The 17,945-nt window shown below is 68.4% G+C and carries 14 protein-coding genes; 7 read left to right on the forward strand and 7 right to left on the reverse strand.

The window, feature by feature from the left end; all coding sequences use genetic code 11:
• Positions 1–128 precede the first annotated feature (128 nt).
• The gene (locus OG300_RS26000) at positions 129–1,106 is read left to right on the forward strand and encodes an Lrp/AsnC family transcriptional regulator (RefSeq protein WP_405485657.1); all 978 of its coding nucleotides are present in this window, start codon (positions 129–131) and stop codon (positions 1,104–1,106) included.
• On the opposite strand, the gene OG300_RS26005 is transcribed toward OG300_RS26000, so the two are convergent.
• From OG300_RS26005 to OG300_RS26015, 3 genes are all read right to left on the reverse strand, one after another.
• The gene (locus OG300_RS26005; protein ID WP_405485658.1) at positions 1,103–2,248 is read right to left on the reverse strand and encodes a DegT/DnrJ/EryC1/StrS family aminotransferase; all 1,146 of its coding nucleotides are present in this window, start codon (positions 2,246–2,248) and stop codon (positions 1,103–1,105) included. The genes OG300_RS26000 and OG300_RS26005 overlap by 4 nt on opposite strands.
• A 204-nt stretch (positions 2,249–2,452) precedes the next feature.
• On the reverse strand, positions 2,453–3,532 hold the full coding sequence (ychF, locus tag OG300_RS26010; protein WP_405485659.1) for a redox-regulated ATPase YchF: 1,080 nt from the start codon (positions 3,530–3,532) through the stop codon (positions 2,453–2,455).
• 100 nt (positions 3,533–3,632) lie between these two features.
• Positions 3,633–4,253, reverse strand: a complete 621-nt coding sequence (locus tag OG300_RS26015) for a TIGR03086 family metal-binding protein (RefSeq protein WP_405485660.1) — start codon at positions 4,251–4,253, stop codon at positions 3,633–3,635.
• A gap of 100 nt (positions 4,254–4,353) precedes the next feature.
• On the opposite strand from OG300_RS26015, the gene OG300_RS26020 reads away from it, so the two are divergent.
• Positions 4,354–5,310, forward strand: coding sequence for a helix-turn-helix transcriptional regulator (locus OG300_RS26020; protein ID WP_405485661.1), 957 nt, complete (start codon positions 4,354–4,356; stop codon positions 5,308–5,310).
• Positions 5,311–5,340: 30 nt separating this feature from the next.
• Here the strand turns inward: OG300_RS26020 and OG300_RS26025 are convergent, their stop codons facing one another.
• The 3 genes from OG300_RS26025 to OG300_RS26035 form a co-directional block, all read right to left on the reverse strand.
• Positions 5,341–6,171, reverse strand: coding sequence for a carbohydrate ABC transporter permease (locus OG300_RS26025; RefSeq protein ID WP_405485662.1), 831 nt, complete (start codon positions 6,169–6,171; stop codon positions 5,341–5,343).
• Positions 6,168–7,046 (reverse strand): carbohydrate ABC transporter permease, encoded by an 879-nt coding sequence (locus tag OG300_RS26030; protein ID WP_405498678.1) that lies wholly within the window; start codon positions 7,044–7,046, stop codon positions 6,168–6,170. Before OG300_RS26030 ends, OG300_RS26025 begins: the two co-directional genes overlap by 4 nt.
• A gap of 205 nt (positions 7,047–7,251) precedes the next feature.
• On the reverse strand, positions 7,252–8,556 hold the full coding sequence (locus OG300_RS26035) for an ABC transporter substrate-binding protein (protein WP_405485663.1): 1,305 nt from the start codon (positions 8,554–8,556) through the stop codon (positions 7,252–7,254).
• A 315-nt stretch (positions 8,557–8,871) separates the two neighbouring features.
• Here OG300_RS26035 and OG300_RS26040 point away from each other — a divergent pair, with 315 nt between their 5' ends.
• From OG300_RS26040 to OG300_RS26060, 5 genes are all read left to right on the forward strand, one after another.
• Positions 8,872–11,241, forward strand: coding sequence for a carbon starvation CstA family protein (locus OG300_RS26040; RefSeq protein WP_405485664.1), 2,370 nt, complete (start codon positions 8,872–8,874; stop codon positions 11,239–11,241).
• A 5-nt stretch (positions 11,242–11,246) separates the two neighbouring features.
• Positions 11,247–11,486, forward strand: a complete 240-nt coding sequence (locus OG300_RS26045; RefSeq protein WP_405485665.1) for a YbdD/YjiX family protein — start codon at positions 11,247–11,249, stop codon at positions 11,484–11,486.
• Between the two features lie 77 nt (positions 11,487–11,563).
• The gene (locus OG300_RS26050) at positions 11,564–13,096 is read left to right on the forward strand and encodes an Ada metal-binding domain-containing protein (RefSeq protein ID WP_405485666.1); all 1,533 of its coding nucleotides are present in this window, start codon (positions 11,564–11,566) and stop codon (positions 13,094–13,096) included.
• Between the two features lie 2 nt (positions 13,097–13,098).
• A complete protein-coding gene (locus OG300_RS26055; protein ID WP_405498679.1) occupies positions 13,099–13,611 on the forward strand; it encodes a methylated-DNA--[protein]-cysteine S-methyltransferase in 513 nt (170 codons plus the stop codon).
• 60 nt (positions 13,612–13,671) lie between these two features.
• Positions 13,672–13,941: a DUF2277 domain-containing protein gene (locus OG300_RS26060; protein WP_405485667.1), complete on the forward strand. Its 270-nt coding sequence runs from the start codon at positions 13,672–13,674 to the stop codon at positions 13,939–13,941.
• A gap of 55 nt (positions 13,942–13,996) precedes the next feature.
• Here OG300_RS26060 and OG300_RS26065 read toward each other — a convergent pair whose 3' ends face one another.
• Positions 13,997–17,455: an AAA family ATPase gene (locus OG300_RS26065; protein WP_405485668.1), complete on the reverse strand. Its 3,459-nt coding sequence runs from the start codon at positions 17,453–17,455 to the stop codon at positions 13,997–13,999.
• Positions 17,456–17,945: the final 490 nt, after the last annotated feature.

Raw genomic sequence — 17,945 nt, forward strand, 5'->3', positions numbered from 1 at the left:
GAGGTCCTCTTTCTGCAGGTAGACGGGTTGATCGCCCGAAGATCATTCTTTCGGATCCCGTCCCCGCGGTGACCGCCGCGTGAGCCTGAAATCGATCGGAACATCCATCCGCAGGGTAGATTTCCGAGATGTCCTCCAATCCGATGACCGATCGATTGCAGATCATCCAGGTGCTCTGCCAGGACGTGCGGGCCTCCTACGCCACCATGGCGGCCGTCATCGGCGTCTCCGAGCAGACCGCGGCCCGCCGCTACCAATCGCTGATCCGCGACAGCGTGCTGCGCTGCACCGCGACACTCGACCACCGGACTCTCGGGCAGCCCGAATGGATCCTGCGCATCACCCCGTCCTCAGCGGGCACCAAACTCGCCGAAACCCTTGCCCGCCATCCGGATATGAGCTGGGTGAGCATCACCGCGGCCGAGGTGGTCTGCCTGTACCAGCCGCAATCCACCGCCGACAACGACCTGATGCTCACCGACCGCATCCGCTCCATCTCACTGGTCGACTCGCTGGATGCCCGACAAGTCCTGCGCCGCTTCCCCTTACGCACGCCCTGGCCGGACCTCACCGCGACCCTCGACGCCGCCGCCCGATCCCGCCTCGACGCCCTGGCCGACCCCACCTTCGCCATCGACCGCCGCGGCGACAAGCCCACTCGCCACCCCGACGAGCTGACCACAGACGACAAACGCCTGATCGCCCTCCTCACCCGCGACCCTCGCGCCCCTTACAGCACCCTCGCTCGCGCCACCAACCTCACTCCCGCCCGCATCGCGGCCCGCATCACCGACCTGACCCACTCCGGAGTCCTGCGCTTCGACCTCGAAGTCGACGAACGCAAGATCGGCCTCACCACCTCCGCCGCGATCTGGGCCGGAGTCCCGCTACACCGCCTCGAACCCGCCGGTCACGCCCTCGGCGCGATCAGCGAAGTCCAATACGTCTGCGCCACAACGGGACCCACCGGCCTCTTCGCCACCATCGGCGCCCGCAACCCCGACCACCTCTACCAGGTACTGACCAACGACATCGCCCGCATCGAAGACCTGCACCCCGTGGACCTACGCGCCGACCTCCGCATGCTGAAGCGCGGCCGAACCTAGGAGCCGTGCTCGACGCGACCGGCCGTGGCCAGCACCTTGCCGCTCGACGCACCTTCACCCCGGTAGTAGCCGGTGACCGCGTCGATGATCCGCTCGACCTCGGAATCGGTGAGCTCCGGGTAGATCGGAAGGCAGACGTGGGTGCGAGCGAATCGTTCCGCCACCGGGACCGGAGTGCGCCGATGGCCGGGTGTCCGGCCCGTGACGGGACTCGTGAACGCGGGTTGCGACGCGACGGGCACCGGGTACACCTGCTCTGCTGCGATACCGGAGTCGGCGAGATGCGCCATCAGAGCGTTCGCCTGGTGCGGGCTCGCCGTCTGGATCGCGTACTTGTAATAGGTGTGCGGACGGTCGAATTCGTCGGACGGGAGCCGGAGCGGTAGCGCGGTGAACGCCGCCGAGTACCCCGCGGCGATCCCCCGTCTGCGCTCGATCCACTGCGGCAGCAGCTCGAGCTGGTGGGCGACGACCGCCGCGTCCAGCTCATCGATACGGCCGAGATCGCCCACCAGGTCATGGCGATTGCGGTCATCGTCGCGGCCCAGGTCGACCCAGCGCCGCAGCATCGCCACCCGATCCCGGTCACGGGCGATGAGGAGCCCGGCGTCACCCAGTCCCCCGAGGTTCTTCCCCACCCACAGCGAGAAACAGCCGAAATCGCCGAAGGTGCCGACGAACCGGCCGCTCTGGGTCGCGCCCGCCGCCTGCGCGCAATCCTCGATCACCGCGAGTCCGTGCCGACGCGCGATACTCCCGAGCCGATGCATGTCCGCGGCCAGCCCGTGCAGGTGCACGGCGACGATCGCCCGGGTCCGCGGCGTGATCGCCGCCTCCACCGCGGTGGGATCGAGGTTGCGGGTCATCGGATCGATGTCCACGACGACCGGCACCAGATCGCAGGCGATCGCCGCGAACAGCGTCGACGGGAACGTCATCGCGGGGACGACGACCTCGTCACCCGGCTCGCCCGCCAACCCGCGAAACGCCGCGGTCAATGCCATCGTCCCGGAGCTGACCGGGATCGGGAACCCACCCCACCGCTCCCCGGCGATCGCCGCCAGCCGCTCGGTCCTCGGCCCGTCGTGATACACGCCGGAGTCGATCACCTCGTCGAGAATGACGTGAATATCGTTGCGCAACAACCTGATCCGCCGCGCATGACCTGCCGCGGAAATCACGCCCAACCCGCTCACCACCAACCGTTCCTCTTTCCGAGTCGACCAGCATGAACTTGACCGGAGCCACCGTAATCGGAAGCGGACCCGAAATCCCCTGCGGCGCGCGCGAGCCCCGCCCGGATCTACCGGACGGGGCTCGGAAAGCTTGCGGGACTTACGAAATCGTCAGACGTTGAAGCGGAACTCCACCACGTCGCCGTCGGCCATGACGTAGTCCTTGCCTTCGATGCGGACCTTGCCCGCGGCCTTGGCGGCGGCCATGGAACCGGCCTCGACGAGGTCGTTGTAGGCGACGATCTCGGCCTTGATGAAGCCGCGTTCGAAGTCGGTGTGGATGACGCCCGCGGCCTTGGGGGCGGTGTCGCCCTGGTGGATGGTCCAGGCTCGGGATTCCTTGGGGCCTGCCGTCAGGTAGGTCTGGAGGCCGAGGGTGTGGAAACCGGCGCGAGCCAGGGCGTGCAGCCCGGGCTCGGACTGGCCGATGGATTCCAGCAGTTCGAGGGCGGACTCGTCGTCGAGTTCGATGAGCTCGGATTCGATCTTGGCGTCCAGGAAGACGGCGTCGGCGGGGGCCACGGCGGCCTTCAGCTCGGCCTTCTTGGCGTCGTCGGTGAGGACGCCCTCGTCGGCGTTGAAGACGTAGAGGAACGGCTTGATGGTGAGCAGCGAGAGTTCCTTGAGCAGCTCGACATCGAGCTCCTTCTGCGCGGCGAACAGGGTGCGGCCGCTGTCGAGGATCTCCTGCGCCTTTTTGGCGGCATCGGCGACCGGCTTGCGGTCCTTCTTGATGCGCGCTTCCTTCTCGAGGCGGACGACCGCCTTCTCCAAGGTCTGCATGTCGGCGAGGATCAGCTCGGTCTCGATGACCTCGATATCGGCCAGCGGGTCGACCTTGCCGTCGACGTGCACCACATCGCTGTCGGCGAAGACGCGCACCACCTGGCAGATGGCATCGGCCTCACGGATATTGGCGAGGAACTTGTTGCCCAGGCCCTCACCCTCCGAGGCGCCCTTCACGATTCCCGCAATGTCGACGAAGGTGACGACGGCGGGCAGCTGGCGCTCCGAACCGAAGATCTCGGCGAGCTTGGCCAGGCGCGGGTCGGGCAGCGACACCACACCCGTGTTCGGCTCGATGGTGGCGAACGGGTAGTTCGCTGCCAGCACGTCATTGCGGGTCAACGCGTTGAAGAGCGTCGACTTTCCGACGTTGGGCAGGCCGACGATTCCGAGGGTGAGACTCACGAGAGCAGGAGTCTACCGGCAGGCCAGCACGGGTCCGCACCTCGGTGCCGGGCGCGCCGGTGGCGCGGACTCGTGAAAGCCCCGCGCCGCCCGAGCAGGTTCAGGCCCGCGGATCGCGGCCCAGGTACGCGAGCAGCTCATCGACCACCGGAGTGTCGCTCGCAGGAGCGCCCTCCACGATCGCGGCGACGACGCCGTAGTCGCGCAGCGGTTCGATGAGGCCGTCGGCGGCGGTCAGCAGGTGCCCGGCCAGCTCGTCGGTGAGCGGGGACGGCTGGCCGGTGCCGATGGCGATATCCCAGGCGTGCACCGCGGCGTCGAGGGCGCACAGCACGCCAGCCACGGGGGTCGGCAGTTCACCGAACGGGAGCGGGGTGGGGACGGCCTCGGTGTCGTCGGCGACGGTGGCCCAGGCGGCGGCGGTGGGTTCGATTGCGGCGGTGACCAATTCGGTGGCGCGGCCCTCAATGTTGCCGGACGGCTCGAACGGGTTGTAGGACGGGCCGTCGCCGATGCCGAGGAACTTGGCGTAGGCCAGCTGGTCACCAGCGGCGTGCTGCACCACCTGGGTGACCGTCCACTGCGAGCAGGGGGTGGCGTTGTCCCACTGATCAGCCGCGACACCGGAGACCACGTCGATCAGGGCCTTGTGGGATGAGGCGAGCACCTCGCGCCAGACGGGGGCGAGGGCGGCGGCGGGGGTCTGCTGGCTGCTGGTCATCGTCTTGCCTTTCAGAGCTTTTCGTTTCCGTTGAGACAAAGGTATGAGTTGATTAGGCTGGATTTCTTCCTAATCATTCGACCGACCGACGGGCTTCGCTGTGACCTCCACCACAACCCGGCTGCTGCGACTGCTGTCGATGCTCCAGAACGGCTCCCATACCGGCCGTGACCTGGCCGAACGCCTCGCCGTCACCGATCGGACACTGCGCCAGGACATCGCCCGGCTGCGCGAACTCGGCTATCCGGTGCACGCGGACCGTGGGCCCATCGGCGGCTACCGGCTCGGCCAGGGGGCCACCATGCCGCCGCTGCTGCTCGACGACGACGAAGCCGTGGCGGTCGCCGCCGCCATGAACATCGCCGCCGACGGCTCCACCGGCATCGCCGACATCCACGCCAATCTCGAACGGGCACAGGCGAAAATGGATCGCATCCTGCCGAAACGATTGCAGCGCAAGGTCGGCGCACTGCGCACCGTCACCGAAATCGGCCCGGCGGTCACCGGGTCGCGAGAACCCGATGTGCCGGTCGCCGCCGACACCCTCGCCACGCTGGCCACCGCGATCCGGGCGACCACCACGATCGACACCGACGACGGCGAACTCGAGCCGTACCGGCTGATCAGCTGGCAGCGGCGGTGGTATCTGGTGGCGTACACGCTGTGGACACACGAGTGGCGGGCACTACCGGTCGCGAAGGTGAATGGAATCCGTTCCGCTCAAAGATATTTCGCCGCCCGCACCCTGCCCGACGACGACCTGGTGGCGTTCGTGCTGCGCGAGATCGCCTCCACCGGTTGGGAAGTCCACGCCCGCGTCACCGTCCTGGAATCCGCCGAGACGGTCATCGCCCGCATCAACCCCACCGTCGGCGTCGTGGAACCCCTCGACGAGCACTCCTGCGTCCTGATCACCGGCGCGGACCGGCTCGAGACCATCGCCATCTACCTCAGCATGCTGATGATGGACTTCCGCGTGGACCAGCCACCGGAATTGGTCGCCCATCTCCGCACCCTCGCCAGGCGCTACACGGAGGCCACTCCACCCGAGGCCTGACCGATGTGCACGCCGAGGCCGGATCTCGGGTCAGCGACCGCCCAGACCCGACATGGCGATGCCGCGCACGAAGGCACGCTGCGCGAACGCGTAGATGAGCAGCAGCGGCACCAGGGTCAAGGTCGCGGCGGCCATCAGCAGCGGCCAGTTCGTGGCGTACTGGCCCTGCAAACGCACCAGGCCGAGGGTCACGGTGGCGTACTCGTTGCGTTGAATCATGATCAGCGGCCACAGGAAGTCGTTCCACACCGTGATCCAGGTGAGCACGGCCAGCACCATGATGGCGGGCCTGGTGTGCGGCAACAGGATTCGCCAATAGATCTGCCAGGTGGTGCAGCCGTCGAGGATCGCTGCCTCCTCCAGTTCCATTGGGAGGGTGAGGAAGAACTGGCGCATCAGATAGGTTCCGAAGGCGCTGCCGAACAGTCCGGGCACGATCATCGCCCAGGGGGTGTCCATCCAGCCGAAGGCGCGCATCAGCAGGAACTGGGGAATCACCGTGACCGTCAGCGGCACCATCAGCGTGGCCAGGTAGCCGACGAACAGTGCCTCGCGGCCGGGAAAACGCAAGCGCGCGAACGCGTATCCGGCCAGCGAGCAGAAGAACACCTGACCCGCTGTCACGCAGGCCGCGTAGACGACCGTGTTCACCAGCATCCGGCCCAGCGGGATCAGGTCGAAGGCCTGCCGGTAGTTGGACCACTGCGGATGCGCGGGCAGTGGTGCTGCGGACATGAGTTCACCGTCGGCCTTCAGCGACGCCGACACCGACCACAGGATCGGGACCAGCGCACACCAGGCCACCACGATCAACGCGAGATAGCCGAACAGTCCCGACAGCAACCGGCGACGCGTCTTCACAGCTCCGCCTCCGCCCGCCGCGACAGCCACTGCTGAATCAGGGTGAGCGTCAGCAGGATCGCGAACACCACCCAGGCCAGCGCCGAGGCATACCCGACCTCGTAGAACCGGAAAGCGTTCTGGAACAGCATGATCCCCAGCACGTACGTCCCCGTCTCCGGTCCCCCGTTGCTGCCGGTCAACGCGTACGCCTGATCGAACGCCTGCACCGTGTTGATCACGGTGATCACGAACACGAACGACAACGCGCCCCGAATCAACGGCACCGTGATGGACCGGAACCGCCGCCACGCCCCCGCCCCGTCGATACGCGCTGCCTCGTAAAGGTTTTCGGGCACCCCCTGCATGGCCGCCAGCAGAATCACGGTCGCGAACGGCACGCTCTTCCACACCGTCACCAGACTCAACGACACCAGCGCCCACTGCGGATCGGTAAGCCACGGCACCGGCCCAAGCCCCACCCACCCGAGCAACACGTTCACCAGCCCGTCGTCACTGGCGAACATGAACCGGAACACCACCGCCATCGCCACCGTCGACGCCACCAGCGGCAGGAACGCCAGCGTCCGAAAGATCCCCACCCCGGCCAGTTTCCGATTCAGCAGCGCCGCCACCCCGAGACTGATCGCCACCGTCGGCACCAGCGTCAGCACCGTGAACACCGCCGTATTCCGCAACGCGATATAGAACAGCGGATCCTGCGACACCAACCGCCGATAATTCGCCAACCCCACGAACCGCGGCGGACTGAACAGATCCCACGAGTGAAAACTCAAATACAGCGAAAACCCCAGCGGAAACAGCAGAAACACCACCACCGCAGCCAGATTCGGCGCCACGAACCCCACCCCCGCCCGAGCCTGCCGCCGCGCCAGCGCCCCCGGCCGCCGAACAGCCCGCTCCCCTTCGACCGGCCGCTCCTCGGCATCGGGGATGCTCACCACGGTGTCGAGCTTCGTCAGTTCAGTCATGAGCACCCCTGACTTGGTTGACCTCCCGGTGAGCGAGCCACGGACCTCTGCCGTCCGACGGTGAACCGCGTACCCGAAATACCTGTGGCCGTGCCAATTTTCGTACGGGTCATACGGCGGCCCGGAGGAGTTGGTCGATGTCGGTGGTGGTCTGGCCGGAGAGGGAATCGGCCTGCGCCGCGCCGCGTAGGACGCGGTTGCAGCCTCGGTCCAGGAGGGATTCGACCTTGCCCCACAACGGGGTTACCGCGAGGGAGCGGGAGTTGGCGGGGCCCTCGGTGAAGACCTCGAGGTTGCGGACGGCCCGGTGGGCAGTGGCGAAACCCGGTGAGTGCATCGCGGATTGGAGAACCGGGACGAACAGGCCGGACGCGGCGATGATGGCTTGACCTTCCGGTCCGGTGGCGAATTTGACGAATTCCCAGGCCTGTTCGCGGCGCGGGCTGGCCGCGGCGATGGCAAGACCGGTGCTGCCGACATCGGTGATCGCGCCCGGGCCACCGTGCGGGCCGACCGGGAGCACGGTCACGTCGAAGTCGAGGCCGTCGTGGTCGATGAATTCCGAGTACAGCCAGTGGCCACCCATCAGCATGGCCGCGCGGCCGCTGCGGAACAGGTCCTGCGCCGAAATCGACTGGCTGTCACCGACGGTCGGGGCGACCCGGTGCCGGACGGCCAGGTCGGCGTAGAACTGGAGGCCGTCGGCGAAGCGTGGATCACCCAGGTTCGTGCGGGTGGGGCGGACCGGCGGGCTGAACCATTCCACCCCGTTGTTCATGCCGAACAGCGCGGCCGAATAGAACGGCACCCAGGCGTCGGCGAATCCCCATCGGTTGGTGCGGCCGTTCGCATCCCGCTGGGTGAGAGCCTTTGCGGCGGTGAGGAACTCGTCGTAGTTCCAGGCTGATCCCCAGCTGGTGGGCGGTTGAATCCCGGCCTCGGCGAACAGCTTCCGGTTGTAGTAGAGGAACACACCCGACCACTGCTCCGGCAGCGCGTACTGCCCGCCGTTCCAGACGAAGGTGTCGCGCAGCGCCGGATACCCGTCGTCACGCAGCCGGGCCGCGTATTCGGGGTCGCGGTCGAGGAACTCGCGCAGATCCACCAGCACACCGCGATCCGCGAGCCCGGCGTAGAGGAGTTCCCACGCCATCATCACGTCCGGGCATTTCCCGCCCGCACAGTAGGTGAGCATCTGCTGCAATGGATCCGGCCCGGACATGATGGTGCGGATCTTGATATCCGGTCGCCGCCGGTGGAATTCGTCGATGATGCGCAGCCGGGCCCGTGCCTCCTCCGGTCGCGCCTGGAAGAAGAAGGTCACCGCGTCGTCGTCGCCACCGGAACAACCGCCGGCGGCCAGCAGGGCGGCGGCCGCGCTCCCGCGCAACAGGGTGCGCCGGTCGAACCCCATCGCGATCTCCCTCAGCCCGGAAGATATATCTCCGTGAACTAAACGAACTAAACGACCACAGTGACGCAGATCTCGAACCAGCATGGCAGCATACGGGGAGCTACCTGCGACACGCGGACAACACGCGAACTCGCGGGAACCACGGACGGTTCGCGACACCCCTGCCCCGCCCGCACAGCGTCCCCCGGGCCATCCGTACCCGGCGGTACGACATGAGATGAACGGCTGGTCGAAGCCGGTTCAACGCCGTGTCGGTTGGGCTACGTTGTCACCAATTCTGTTAGAAGCCGCTGTACCGCACGGGAGAGTTGTCGCATGGCGACCATCGAATACCTCCGGACGGATCCCGACCTACCTCCGGTAGGCGTCGTGGACCGGACGCCGCTGACGCCCGCCAAGAAGGGCATTTTCCTCGCGATCGCCGTCCTCGGCGCGATCGCGTGGGCCGTCCTCGCCTTCGTCCGCGGGGAGAACGTCAACGCGGTCTGGATCGTGATCGCCGCGGTCTGCACGTATGTGCTCGCCTACCAGTTCTATTCGCGGCTGATCGAATGGAAGATCACCAAGCCACGCGACGACGTCGCCACTCCCGCCGAAGAGCTGGAGAACGGCAAGGACTACATGCCGATGGACCGCCGGGTCCTCTTCGGCCACCACTTCGCCGCCATCGCGGGCGCGGGCCCACTGGTCGGCCCGGTGCTCGCCGCGCAGATGGGATACCTGCCCGGCACCATCTGGATCATCGTCGGCGTGGTGCTCGCCGGTGCGGTGCAGGACTACCTGGTGCTGTGGGCGTCGACGAAACGCCGCGGCCGGTCGCTGGGCCAGATGGCGCGCGACGAACTGGGCGTGGTCGGCGGCGTCGCCGCCATCGTCGCGGTGCTGGTGATCATGATGATCCTGCTCGCGGTGCTCGGCATCGTCGTCGTGAATGCCCTTGCGGCGACCAAGAATCCGGTCACCGGCGCACTGGAGGGCGGCAGCCCCTGGGGTGTGTTCTCGATTTCGATGACCATCCCGATCGCCCTGTTCATGGGCCTGTACCTGCGCTTCGTACGACCCGGCAAGGTCGGCGAGATCTCCATCGTGGGCTTCGCGCTGCTGCTGCTGGCCATCATCTCCGGCAACTGGGTCGCCGGATCCGGTTGGGGCCGTGACATGTTCACGCTGTCGGGCACCTGGATCTCCTGGATGCTGATCATCTACGGCTTCATCGCCTCGGTGCTGCCGGTGTGGCTGCTGCTCGCTCCGCGCGACTACCTCTCCACCTTCATGAAGATCGGCACCATCACCCTGCTCGCGCTCGGCGTGGTCGTCACCATGCCGGTGCTGCACGCCCCCGCGGTCTCCCAGTTCGCGAGCAACTCCAACGGTCCGTCCTTCGCGGGCAGCCTGTTCCCGTTCCTGTTCATCACCATCGCGTGCGGCGCGCTGTCCGGATTCCACGCGCTGGTGTCCTCGGGCACCACACCGAAACTGCTGGAGAAGCAGTCGCAGGCGCGGATGATCGGCTACGGCGGCATGCTGATGGAATCGTTCGTGGCGGTGATGGCGATCATCGCGGCGTCGATCCTGGATCAGCACCTGTACTTCGCCATCAACAGCCCCAACCTGACCAGCGCGCAGGCCGCGGCCGACAGCGTCAACAAGTTGAATCTGGGCGGCACCCCGACCAACGCGGACTATCTGAACCAGGTCGCGCACGAGGTCGGCGAGCAACGCGTCTACTCGCGCACCGGTGGCGCGCCCACGCTGGCCATCGGCATGACCGAGGTGATGCACAAGTTCATCGGCGGCACCGCGCTCAAGGCGTTCTGGTACCACTTCGCGATCATGTTCGAGGCGCTGTTCATCCTCACCACCATCGACGCGGGCACCCGCGTCGCGCGATTCATGCTCTCGGACGCACTGGGCAATCTGGGCGGGGCGGCCAAGAAGTTCCGCGACCCGTCGTGGTGGCCGGGCGTGTTCATCTGCTCGGGCATCGTGGTCGCGGCCTGGGGTTCGGTGCTGCTGATGGGCGTCACCGATCCGCTGGGCGGCATCAACACCCTGTATCCGCTCTTCGGCATCTCCAACCAGCTGCTGGCCGCCATCGCACTGACCGTGGTGCTGGTCATCGTGGTGAAGAAGGGCCTGACGAAATGGGCTTGGATTCCGGCGATTCCGCTGGTCTGGGATCTCATCGTCACCATGACCGCCTCGTTCCAGAAGATCTTCTCCGGTGATCCGAAGATCGGCTACTGGACGCTGCACTACAACACCATCAAGCAGCACGACGCGGCCGTCACCAAGCACGACGCGTATGTGGCGGCGCAGCAGGCGCATACGCTGCCCGCGGGGGTGCCGGACGTGAAGGCGCTCGACACTCAGATCGCCGCGTTGAACACCACCATCAGCAATACCAACAAGATCATCTTCAATACCTTCGTGCAGGGCACCCTGTCGATCGCGTTCGCGGTGATGGTGTTGATCGTCGCGCTGGTCGGACTCTGGGTCTGCCTCAAGGCGCTGCGCGCGGGCGGCGGCGAGACCACCGAATCGCCGGAGCAGCCGTCGAAGATCTTCGGGCCCAGCGGTTTCCTGGCCAGCAAGGCGGAGAAGGAAGTCCAGCAGGAATGGGACGCCCTGGTCGCCGAGGGCAAGATCCGCGCACCCGGCGCGGCCACGGTCGGCAGCCACTAGCCACCATGAGCACCACCGACACCCCGTCTGCCGCAGGCCCCCTGCGGCAGACGGGGCGCACCCTCTTACAGGCCGTGAAAGCCGTTGCCTGGTGGTTCAACTCGATCCTCGGCGGCAACGACTACCACCGCTACGTCCAGCACCTGACCCTCCATCACCCCGACGCCGAGGTCCCCACCGAGCGCGACTACTGGCGCGAACGGCACGCGGCAGCCGCAAAGAATCCCGCCAATCGCTGCTGCTGACAGCCCTTGACCAGCGGTGACGGATTTCCGCTACGGTGGTGTCCGATATCCGCTAGCGAGGGTGGGCGGGGGCTGACATGGTGGATTGCGTGAGTGCGAACGATCTGGAATTCGAGCGTTGCTACCGCGCCGTGGCGACCCGGGATGCCCGGTTCGACGGGCAATTCTTCACCGCGGTGCGCACGACCGGAATCTATTGCCGCCCTTCCTGTCCGGCCATCACGCCGAAACGGGCCAACGTCACCTTCCTACCCACCGCGGCCGCCGCCCAGCAGCACGGCTTCCGGGCCTGCCGCCGCTGCCTGCCCGACGCCGCACCCGGCTCACCACTCTGGAACACCCGCGCCGACCTGGCCTCCCGGGCCATGCGACTGATCGGCGACGGCGTCATCGAACGCGGCGGCGTCCCCGCCCTGGCCGGGGCGCTGGGCTACTCGCAGCGCCAACTGACCCGGGTCCTCACCAGCGAACTCGGGGCCGGACCGCTCGCGCTGGCCCGCGCGCACCGGGCGCACACCGCCCGGCTGCTCATCCAGACCACCCGGCTGCCCATGTCCGACATCGCGTTCGCGGCCGGATTCGCCAGCATCCGGCAGTTCAACGACACCGTGCGCGAGGTCTTCGCGGTCAGCCCGACCACGCTGCGCGAGGAATCCCGCCGCCGCAACGGCGACACCCTGCCCAGCAGCAACGGCCTGCTCACCCTGCGCCTGCCCTATCGGGAACCGCTCGACAAGTCGTGGCTGGAATGGTTCCTGGCCGCGCACGCCGTGCCCGGACTGGAACTGTGGGAGCACGACGTCTACACCCGCAGCCTGCGAACCCCGCACGGGCACACCATCATCCGACTGTCGGTACAACCCGGGCATGTGCGCGCGTCGCTGTCGCTGCAGGACATGCGCGACCTGGCGCCGACCGTGGCACGGCTGCGGCACTTCCTCGACCTCGACGCCGACCCGGTCGGCATCGACGAAGCCCTCGCCGCCGGAATGTCCGGTGCGGGAGTGGCGGGCACCGGGGTGCCGACCCCGCGCGGCGTCGTGCTGCCCGCGGGCATCCGGGTGCCCGGCAGCCTCGACGGGCCGGAACTGTTGCTGCGCACCATGATCGGGCAGCAGATCTCCGTCGCCGCGGCGGCCACCCACACCGCCCGGCTGGTGCAGAGCCTCGGCGAAGCCATCCCCGGGCCCATCCCGCACCTTTTCCCCACCCCCGAGGTGATCGCCGAACGCGGGTCCGAAGTACTCACCGGACCGGCGCGGCGCGTCGAAGCCATCATCGGCGTCGCCAAGGCGCTCGCCAACGGCGACCTGGTGCTGCACGCCGGACGCACCGCGGGCGAACTGCGCCGCGATCTGCTGGCCCTCGACGGCATCGGCCCGTGGACCGCCGACTACGTCACCATGCGACTGCTCGCCGACCCGGACACCATGCTCGCCTCCGACCTGGTGGTGCGGCGCGGCGCGAACCTGCTCGGCATCGACCTCACCGACACCGCGCGCTGGTCCCCCTGGCGCTCCTACCTGACCATGCACCTGTGGAAGCACGCCCTCGCCAACCCCGCCGCCGAGAACGCGCCCACCGCCCGGAAAGCGAGCATCGCCCCGTGAGCATCCGAACCGCCACCGGCACAGCAGATTTCGCCACCCTCACCACCGCCGCAGGACCGTTCACCGCGCTCGTCGACACCGACGGCACGGTGCTGGCCTCCGGCTGGACCGCCGATCCCGAAGAGCTGCGCGCCCTCATCCACCCCAGCATCCGGCCCGACGACCTGCGCGCCCGCGACTCCCTGGGCCCGGTCTCCGAGGCCATCCGCGACTATCACGACGGCGACCTGACGGCCATCGACGCCATCACCGTCCGGCAGGTCTCCGGGCCCTTCCTCATGCACGCCTGGGAAATCCTGCGCAAGATCCCCGCCGGAGACCCCGTCACCTACACCGACTTCGCCACCGTCTCCGGCCGCCCCGCCGCCACCCGCGCCGCCGCCAACGCCTGCGCCCGCAATGCCGCCGCCCTGTTCGTGCCCTGCCACCGCATCATCCGCACCGACGGCAGCCTCGGCGGCTTCCGCTACGGACTGCCCATCAAACGCTGGCTCATCACCCACGAAACCGCCTGACCTGGCGTTACGTGATTCTGTCGGCTGCCACCGTCGGACCCCCGGCGTAGGCTCGCCAGCATGTGCCGCAACATCCACACCCTCCACAACTTCGCGCCCCCGGCCACCGAGGACGAGGTACGGGCGGCGGCCCTGCAATACGTCCGCAAGATCAGCGGAACCGCCAAACCCTCCCAGGCCAACCAGCCCGCCTTCGACCAGGCGGTAGCCGAGATCACCGCCGCCACCAGCCGGCTGCTGGCCGGACTCACCACCAACGCCCCGCCCAAGGACCGCGAGGCCGAGGCCGCGAAAGCCAAGGCCCGCGCCGCGGTCCGCTACACCCGCTGACGCAGAACTCGTTCAGCCGCCACCGCTGAGCCGCGCGGTGCGGCCGAGTGAATCCCTATGCGCTGAGGATGGTTTCGAGGCGGGAGCCGGTGCGGCCGCGGATCACGTGCAGGCGGCTGGGGATGCGCTGGCGCATCTCGTCGACGTGGCTGACCACGCCCACCACGCGGCCGTTGTCGCGGAGGTCGTCGAGGACGCCCATGACGGCGTCCAGGGTGTCGGCGTCGAGGCTGCCGAAGCCCTCGTCGATGAACAGGGTGTCCATGACGCGGCCGCCCGCTTCGGCGGAGACGACATCCGCCAGGCCCAGCGCGAGGGACAGGGACGCCATGAAGGTTTCGCCGCCGGACAGGGAGCTGGCCGGGCGGATCTCGCCGGTGTAGTCGTCGCGGATGTCCAGGCCGAGGCCACCGCGGCGGCCGTGCGTGCCTTTCGCATCGGTGTGGATGAACTCGTAGCGGCTGCCCGACATGAGGCGCAGGCGCACCGACGCGGCCAGTGCGACTTCCTCCAGGCGGGCGGCCAGCACGTAGGAGCGCAGGGACATGTGGCGGTTGTTCTCGCCGCGACCCGCGACCACGTCCGCCAGGCGGGACAGCTCTTCGTGGGAACTCCACAGGGGTGCGATGTCCGCGACGGCGACAGCCAGCTTCGCGCACAGGGATTCCAGCAGCTCCACCCGGCGCTTGGACTCGGCCTCGGTCGCGATGGCTTGTTTCAAGGACGAATCCGCCTGTGCGACAGCTATTTCCAGCTGGTCGAGATCGCGGGGCTCGATATCCGCGGCAGCCTGGATATCCGGCTCGGCCAGCGTCGACTCGGCGGCGGCGCGATCCTTGATCGCCGACTCCAGCTCCTGCTCGATCCCGGCCTGCTGAGCGGCGGTACGCGAGGCCGCGTCGACCGCGCCCGCGTACTCGGCGAGAACACCGTAGTCCGGGCCGGACTCACCCATCACCGGTGGCACGGACTCCACCAAACCCGCTTCGTAGCAGAGCTTTTCGACGCGCACAGCGGCCGCGGCCACCTGCTCGCGAGCGGCGGCGACCTCGCTGCGCGCCTCCGCCAACGCACTCGCCTCGGCCACCAGCGCGTCCAGGCGGGCGCGACGGCGATCCACCGTGCCGTCCGCACCGGCGGCGGTGCGCAGCCGTTCGCTCAGCTCGGCGAGACGGCGATCGGCCGTCGCAAGACGTTCGGCGGTGGTGCCCGCGCGAGTCTCGCAGTCGCGCAGTTCGTCCTGGAGTCGCGTCTCGTCGGCCCGCAGCCGGGTCAGCTCGGCGGCCAGCCGGTCTGCCCTGCCCGCCAGACCGCGCGCCTCGGCACACTTCGCCGTCGAATCATTCAGCGCGGCAGCGAGTTCGGCCTTGTCGACGTCGCCGCCACGTTCGACCAGTACACCGACCGACTGCTCCAGCTCGGCCACCTGCTGCCCGGCCCGCTCCCGCGCCGCTTCGGCCGCGCGCTCGGCGGCCAGGGCCGCGTCCTCGTCATCCTTGGACACCGCGTGAGCCGCGAGCCGCGCCGGATCCGGATGTTCGAGAGAACCGCACACCGTACAGGGCTCGCCGTCGACCAGCGCACCGGCCAGCTCTCCGGCCATCCCGGCCATGCGCTGTGCGCGCAGCGCCTGCGTGCGCTGCCACGCTTCGGTGTGCGCGGTACGCGCTCGCTCGAACGCGGTGCGCGCGCGATCGAGTTCAGCGCGCCGCCGGTCCAATTCGACCGCCGCCGTGGCAGCCGCCTGCAATCGCTCGTGCTCGGCAACCAGCACCGGCAGCCCGGCAGCCGCATCGGTTGCCGCCCGCACCTGAACCTCCACCGCCGCAATGGTTTCCGGCAGCTTGGCACGCTCTCCCGCGATCCGCGCCGACCGCTTCGACAATTCCTCGTGCTCGACGCGCCAGCGCTTCAGGTCATCGGCCAGCTGTCGCGCCGACGCCACATCCCCGCCCACCGCCTCCAAGGCACCGGCCTGCGCACTCCACCGTTGCACGGCCGCTTCCACGCCCCGACGCGGCGGGGTGACACTCGACGGCGAGGCGTCAGCGGCGCGGGTATCGCATTGCTCGGCAACAATTCCGGCGTCCGGCTCCGAAGTGAGAGCCGATCGCATATCCGACTGCCCGGCTACAACTTCGGCGGGAGTTCCCACCTCGCCGGGACGTGATCCGACCCGCCGCGCGGACGAACCTCCCGGGTCTCGAACGTCTGCCGATCCGCCCCGCGAACCAGCGCTCATCTCCTCGTCCGACAAGTCGAGAAGCGGTTGGAGTTCGTCCACGACCGGCGGTCGCGATCCGTCGGTGTCGGCGAGTCGCCGATCCTCCGACTCGACTGCGGCGAGCTGGAGTTCGGCGGCCGATGCCGCCAAGTCGTCGAGGTCGGCGGCGAGGTCGGTGTCGGCCAGCTCGGTGCGCATCAGATCCGCTGCGGCCCAGGCGGTTCCGGCCAGCTCGGCGCTCGGCGGTTGCAGCAGACGTGCGGCGAGAGCGGTGGCGGCCTTCGTTGCCGCCGAGGTGCGGTGACGGAGGGCGACCGCGGCGGAGCGGGCGTCGGCGACGGCCTCAGCGGCCGGCTCGGCCCGGCGAGCCTGGTCCAGTTCGCGGCGGCGGATGGCGCGGTGGTCGGCGGTCGCGTCGAGAGCCTCGAGGCGGGTGCGGGCGGCGGTCAGGCGGCGTCGGCGGTCGTGCAGTTGGCGCTCGGACTCGGCGGCGGTGCGGGCTCCGGACGAATCCGCTTGGCGTTGGGTGAGATTCGATGTCGACTCGGTGGCGTGAATACGCGCGGCGTCCAGCAGGCGTCGGGACCAGTCGACCGAGTCGAGGATGCCCACGGTGTTGTCGCCGGTGCTGGCCGCCGCGTCGGCGACACGGTCGATGATCCGCTGGATATTCTGCTCACCGGCGTCGACGCGGGTCGCGCTCTGGCGGCGCTGGTCGATGAGCCATTGCTCGGCGGTGCCGAATCGTCCTGTCTCGAAGAGCTTTTCGAGCAGCAGCTCACGGTCCTCGTTCTTGGCGCGCAGGAAGCGGGCGAAGTCTCCCTGTGGCAGCAGCACCACCTGGAAGAACTGTTCGGCGCTCATTCCCATGAGTCGCAGTACCTCGTCGCCGACATCGCTGATGCGCGCCAGGTTCTGGCCGCGACCGTCCAGCCACTCCAGGGTGGCGGCCGCCTGCTTCTTGGTCAGCTTGTTCGGGTCACGCTTGCTCGGGCGCAGGTATTCGGGGGAACGGGTCAGTCGCAGCCGTCTGCCGTTGATGGTGGCCTCCAGCGCCACCTGCGCCGAAACCTGATCGTCGGCATGGTCGGAGCGCAGCCGCTTCTCCCCGCGCGCCCCGGGCACACTCCCGTACAGCGCGAACGCGATCCCGTCGAGCACAGTGGTCTTGCCCGCACCGGTCTGCCCGTGCAGCAGGAACAGCCCGTCGGCTCCGAGCTCGTCGAAGTCCACCACCGCGGTCTCGGCGAACGGCCCGAACGCGGTCAGCTCCAGTCGATGCAGCCGCACCCCGTGCCCCCTTCCCTCAACGCCTCACCCATCCAACAACCCCGCACCCGCCGACACCACGTGACACGCCGAAAACCCCTGCCCGCCAACGCTCACGCGCTCACCCCGGCGGCATCCCCACCCGAATCCTCGTCCCGCCCCGTCCCGAACTCCCCGAGATCGAACAACCCCAGCGCCTCATCCGCCTCCGCCGCATCGGCCCCGCGCGCCGCCCCGTCGAACCCGGCCGCCCGAACCACCCGCACCGCCTCGTCCGATCCGCCGCCGACAGGCTCCGGACTCACGACAGGATCCACGCTCGCCACGGCGTCCGCGGAGAAGAGAGCGTCCTCATCGACGACCGCCTCGGAAGCCACCCGGCCCGCATCGGCATCCGCCCCAGCCACACCAAGTTCCGATTCATCCACAGCACTGTCCGCAGTCACCACGTCGACTTCACCCACAGGACTGCTCGCGGCCTCCTCCGCAACTTCATCCAAAGCGCTGTCGG

The sequence above is a fragment of the Nocardia sp. NBC_00511 genome (assembly GCF_045161165.1).
Classification (GTDB): domain Bacteria; phylum Actinomycetota; class Actinomycetes; order Mycobacteriales; family Mycobacteriaceae; genus Nocardia.

Excerpts from the sequence above, each read along its gene's own strand:
- OG300_RS26045 (WP_405485665.1), top strand. The coding sequence starts at position 11,247 with ATGAGCACCACCGACACCCCGTCTGCCGCAGGCCCCCTGCGGCAGACG.
- OG300_RS26035 (WP_405485663.1), bottom strand. The coding sequence starts at position 8,556 with ATGGGGTTCGACCGGCGCACCCTGTTGCGCGGGAGCGCGGCCGCCGCC.
- OG300_RS26060 (WP_405485667.1), top strand. The coding sequence starts at position 13,672 with ATGTGCCGCAACATCCACACCCTCCACAACTTCGCGCCCCCGGCCACC.
- OG300_RS26015 (WP_405485660.1), bottom strand. The coding sequence starts at position 4,253 with ATGACCAGCAGCCAGCAGACCCCCGCCGCCGCCCTCGCCCCCGTCTGG.
- OG300_RS26000 (WP_405485657.1), top strand. The coding sequence starts at position 129 with ATGTCCTCCAATCCGATGACCGATCGATTGCAGATCATCCAGGTGCTC.
- OG300_RS26050 (WP_405485666.1), top strand. The coding sequence starts at position 11,564 with ATGGTGGATTGCGTGAGTGCGAACGATCTGGAATTCGAGCGTTGCTAC.
- OG300_RS26040 (WP_405485664.1), top strand. The coding sequence starts at position 8,872 with ATGGCGACCATCGAATACCTCCGGACGGATCCCGACCTACCTCCGGTA.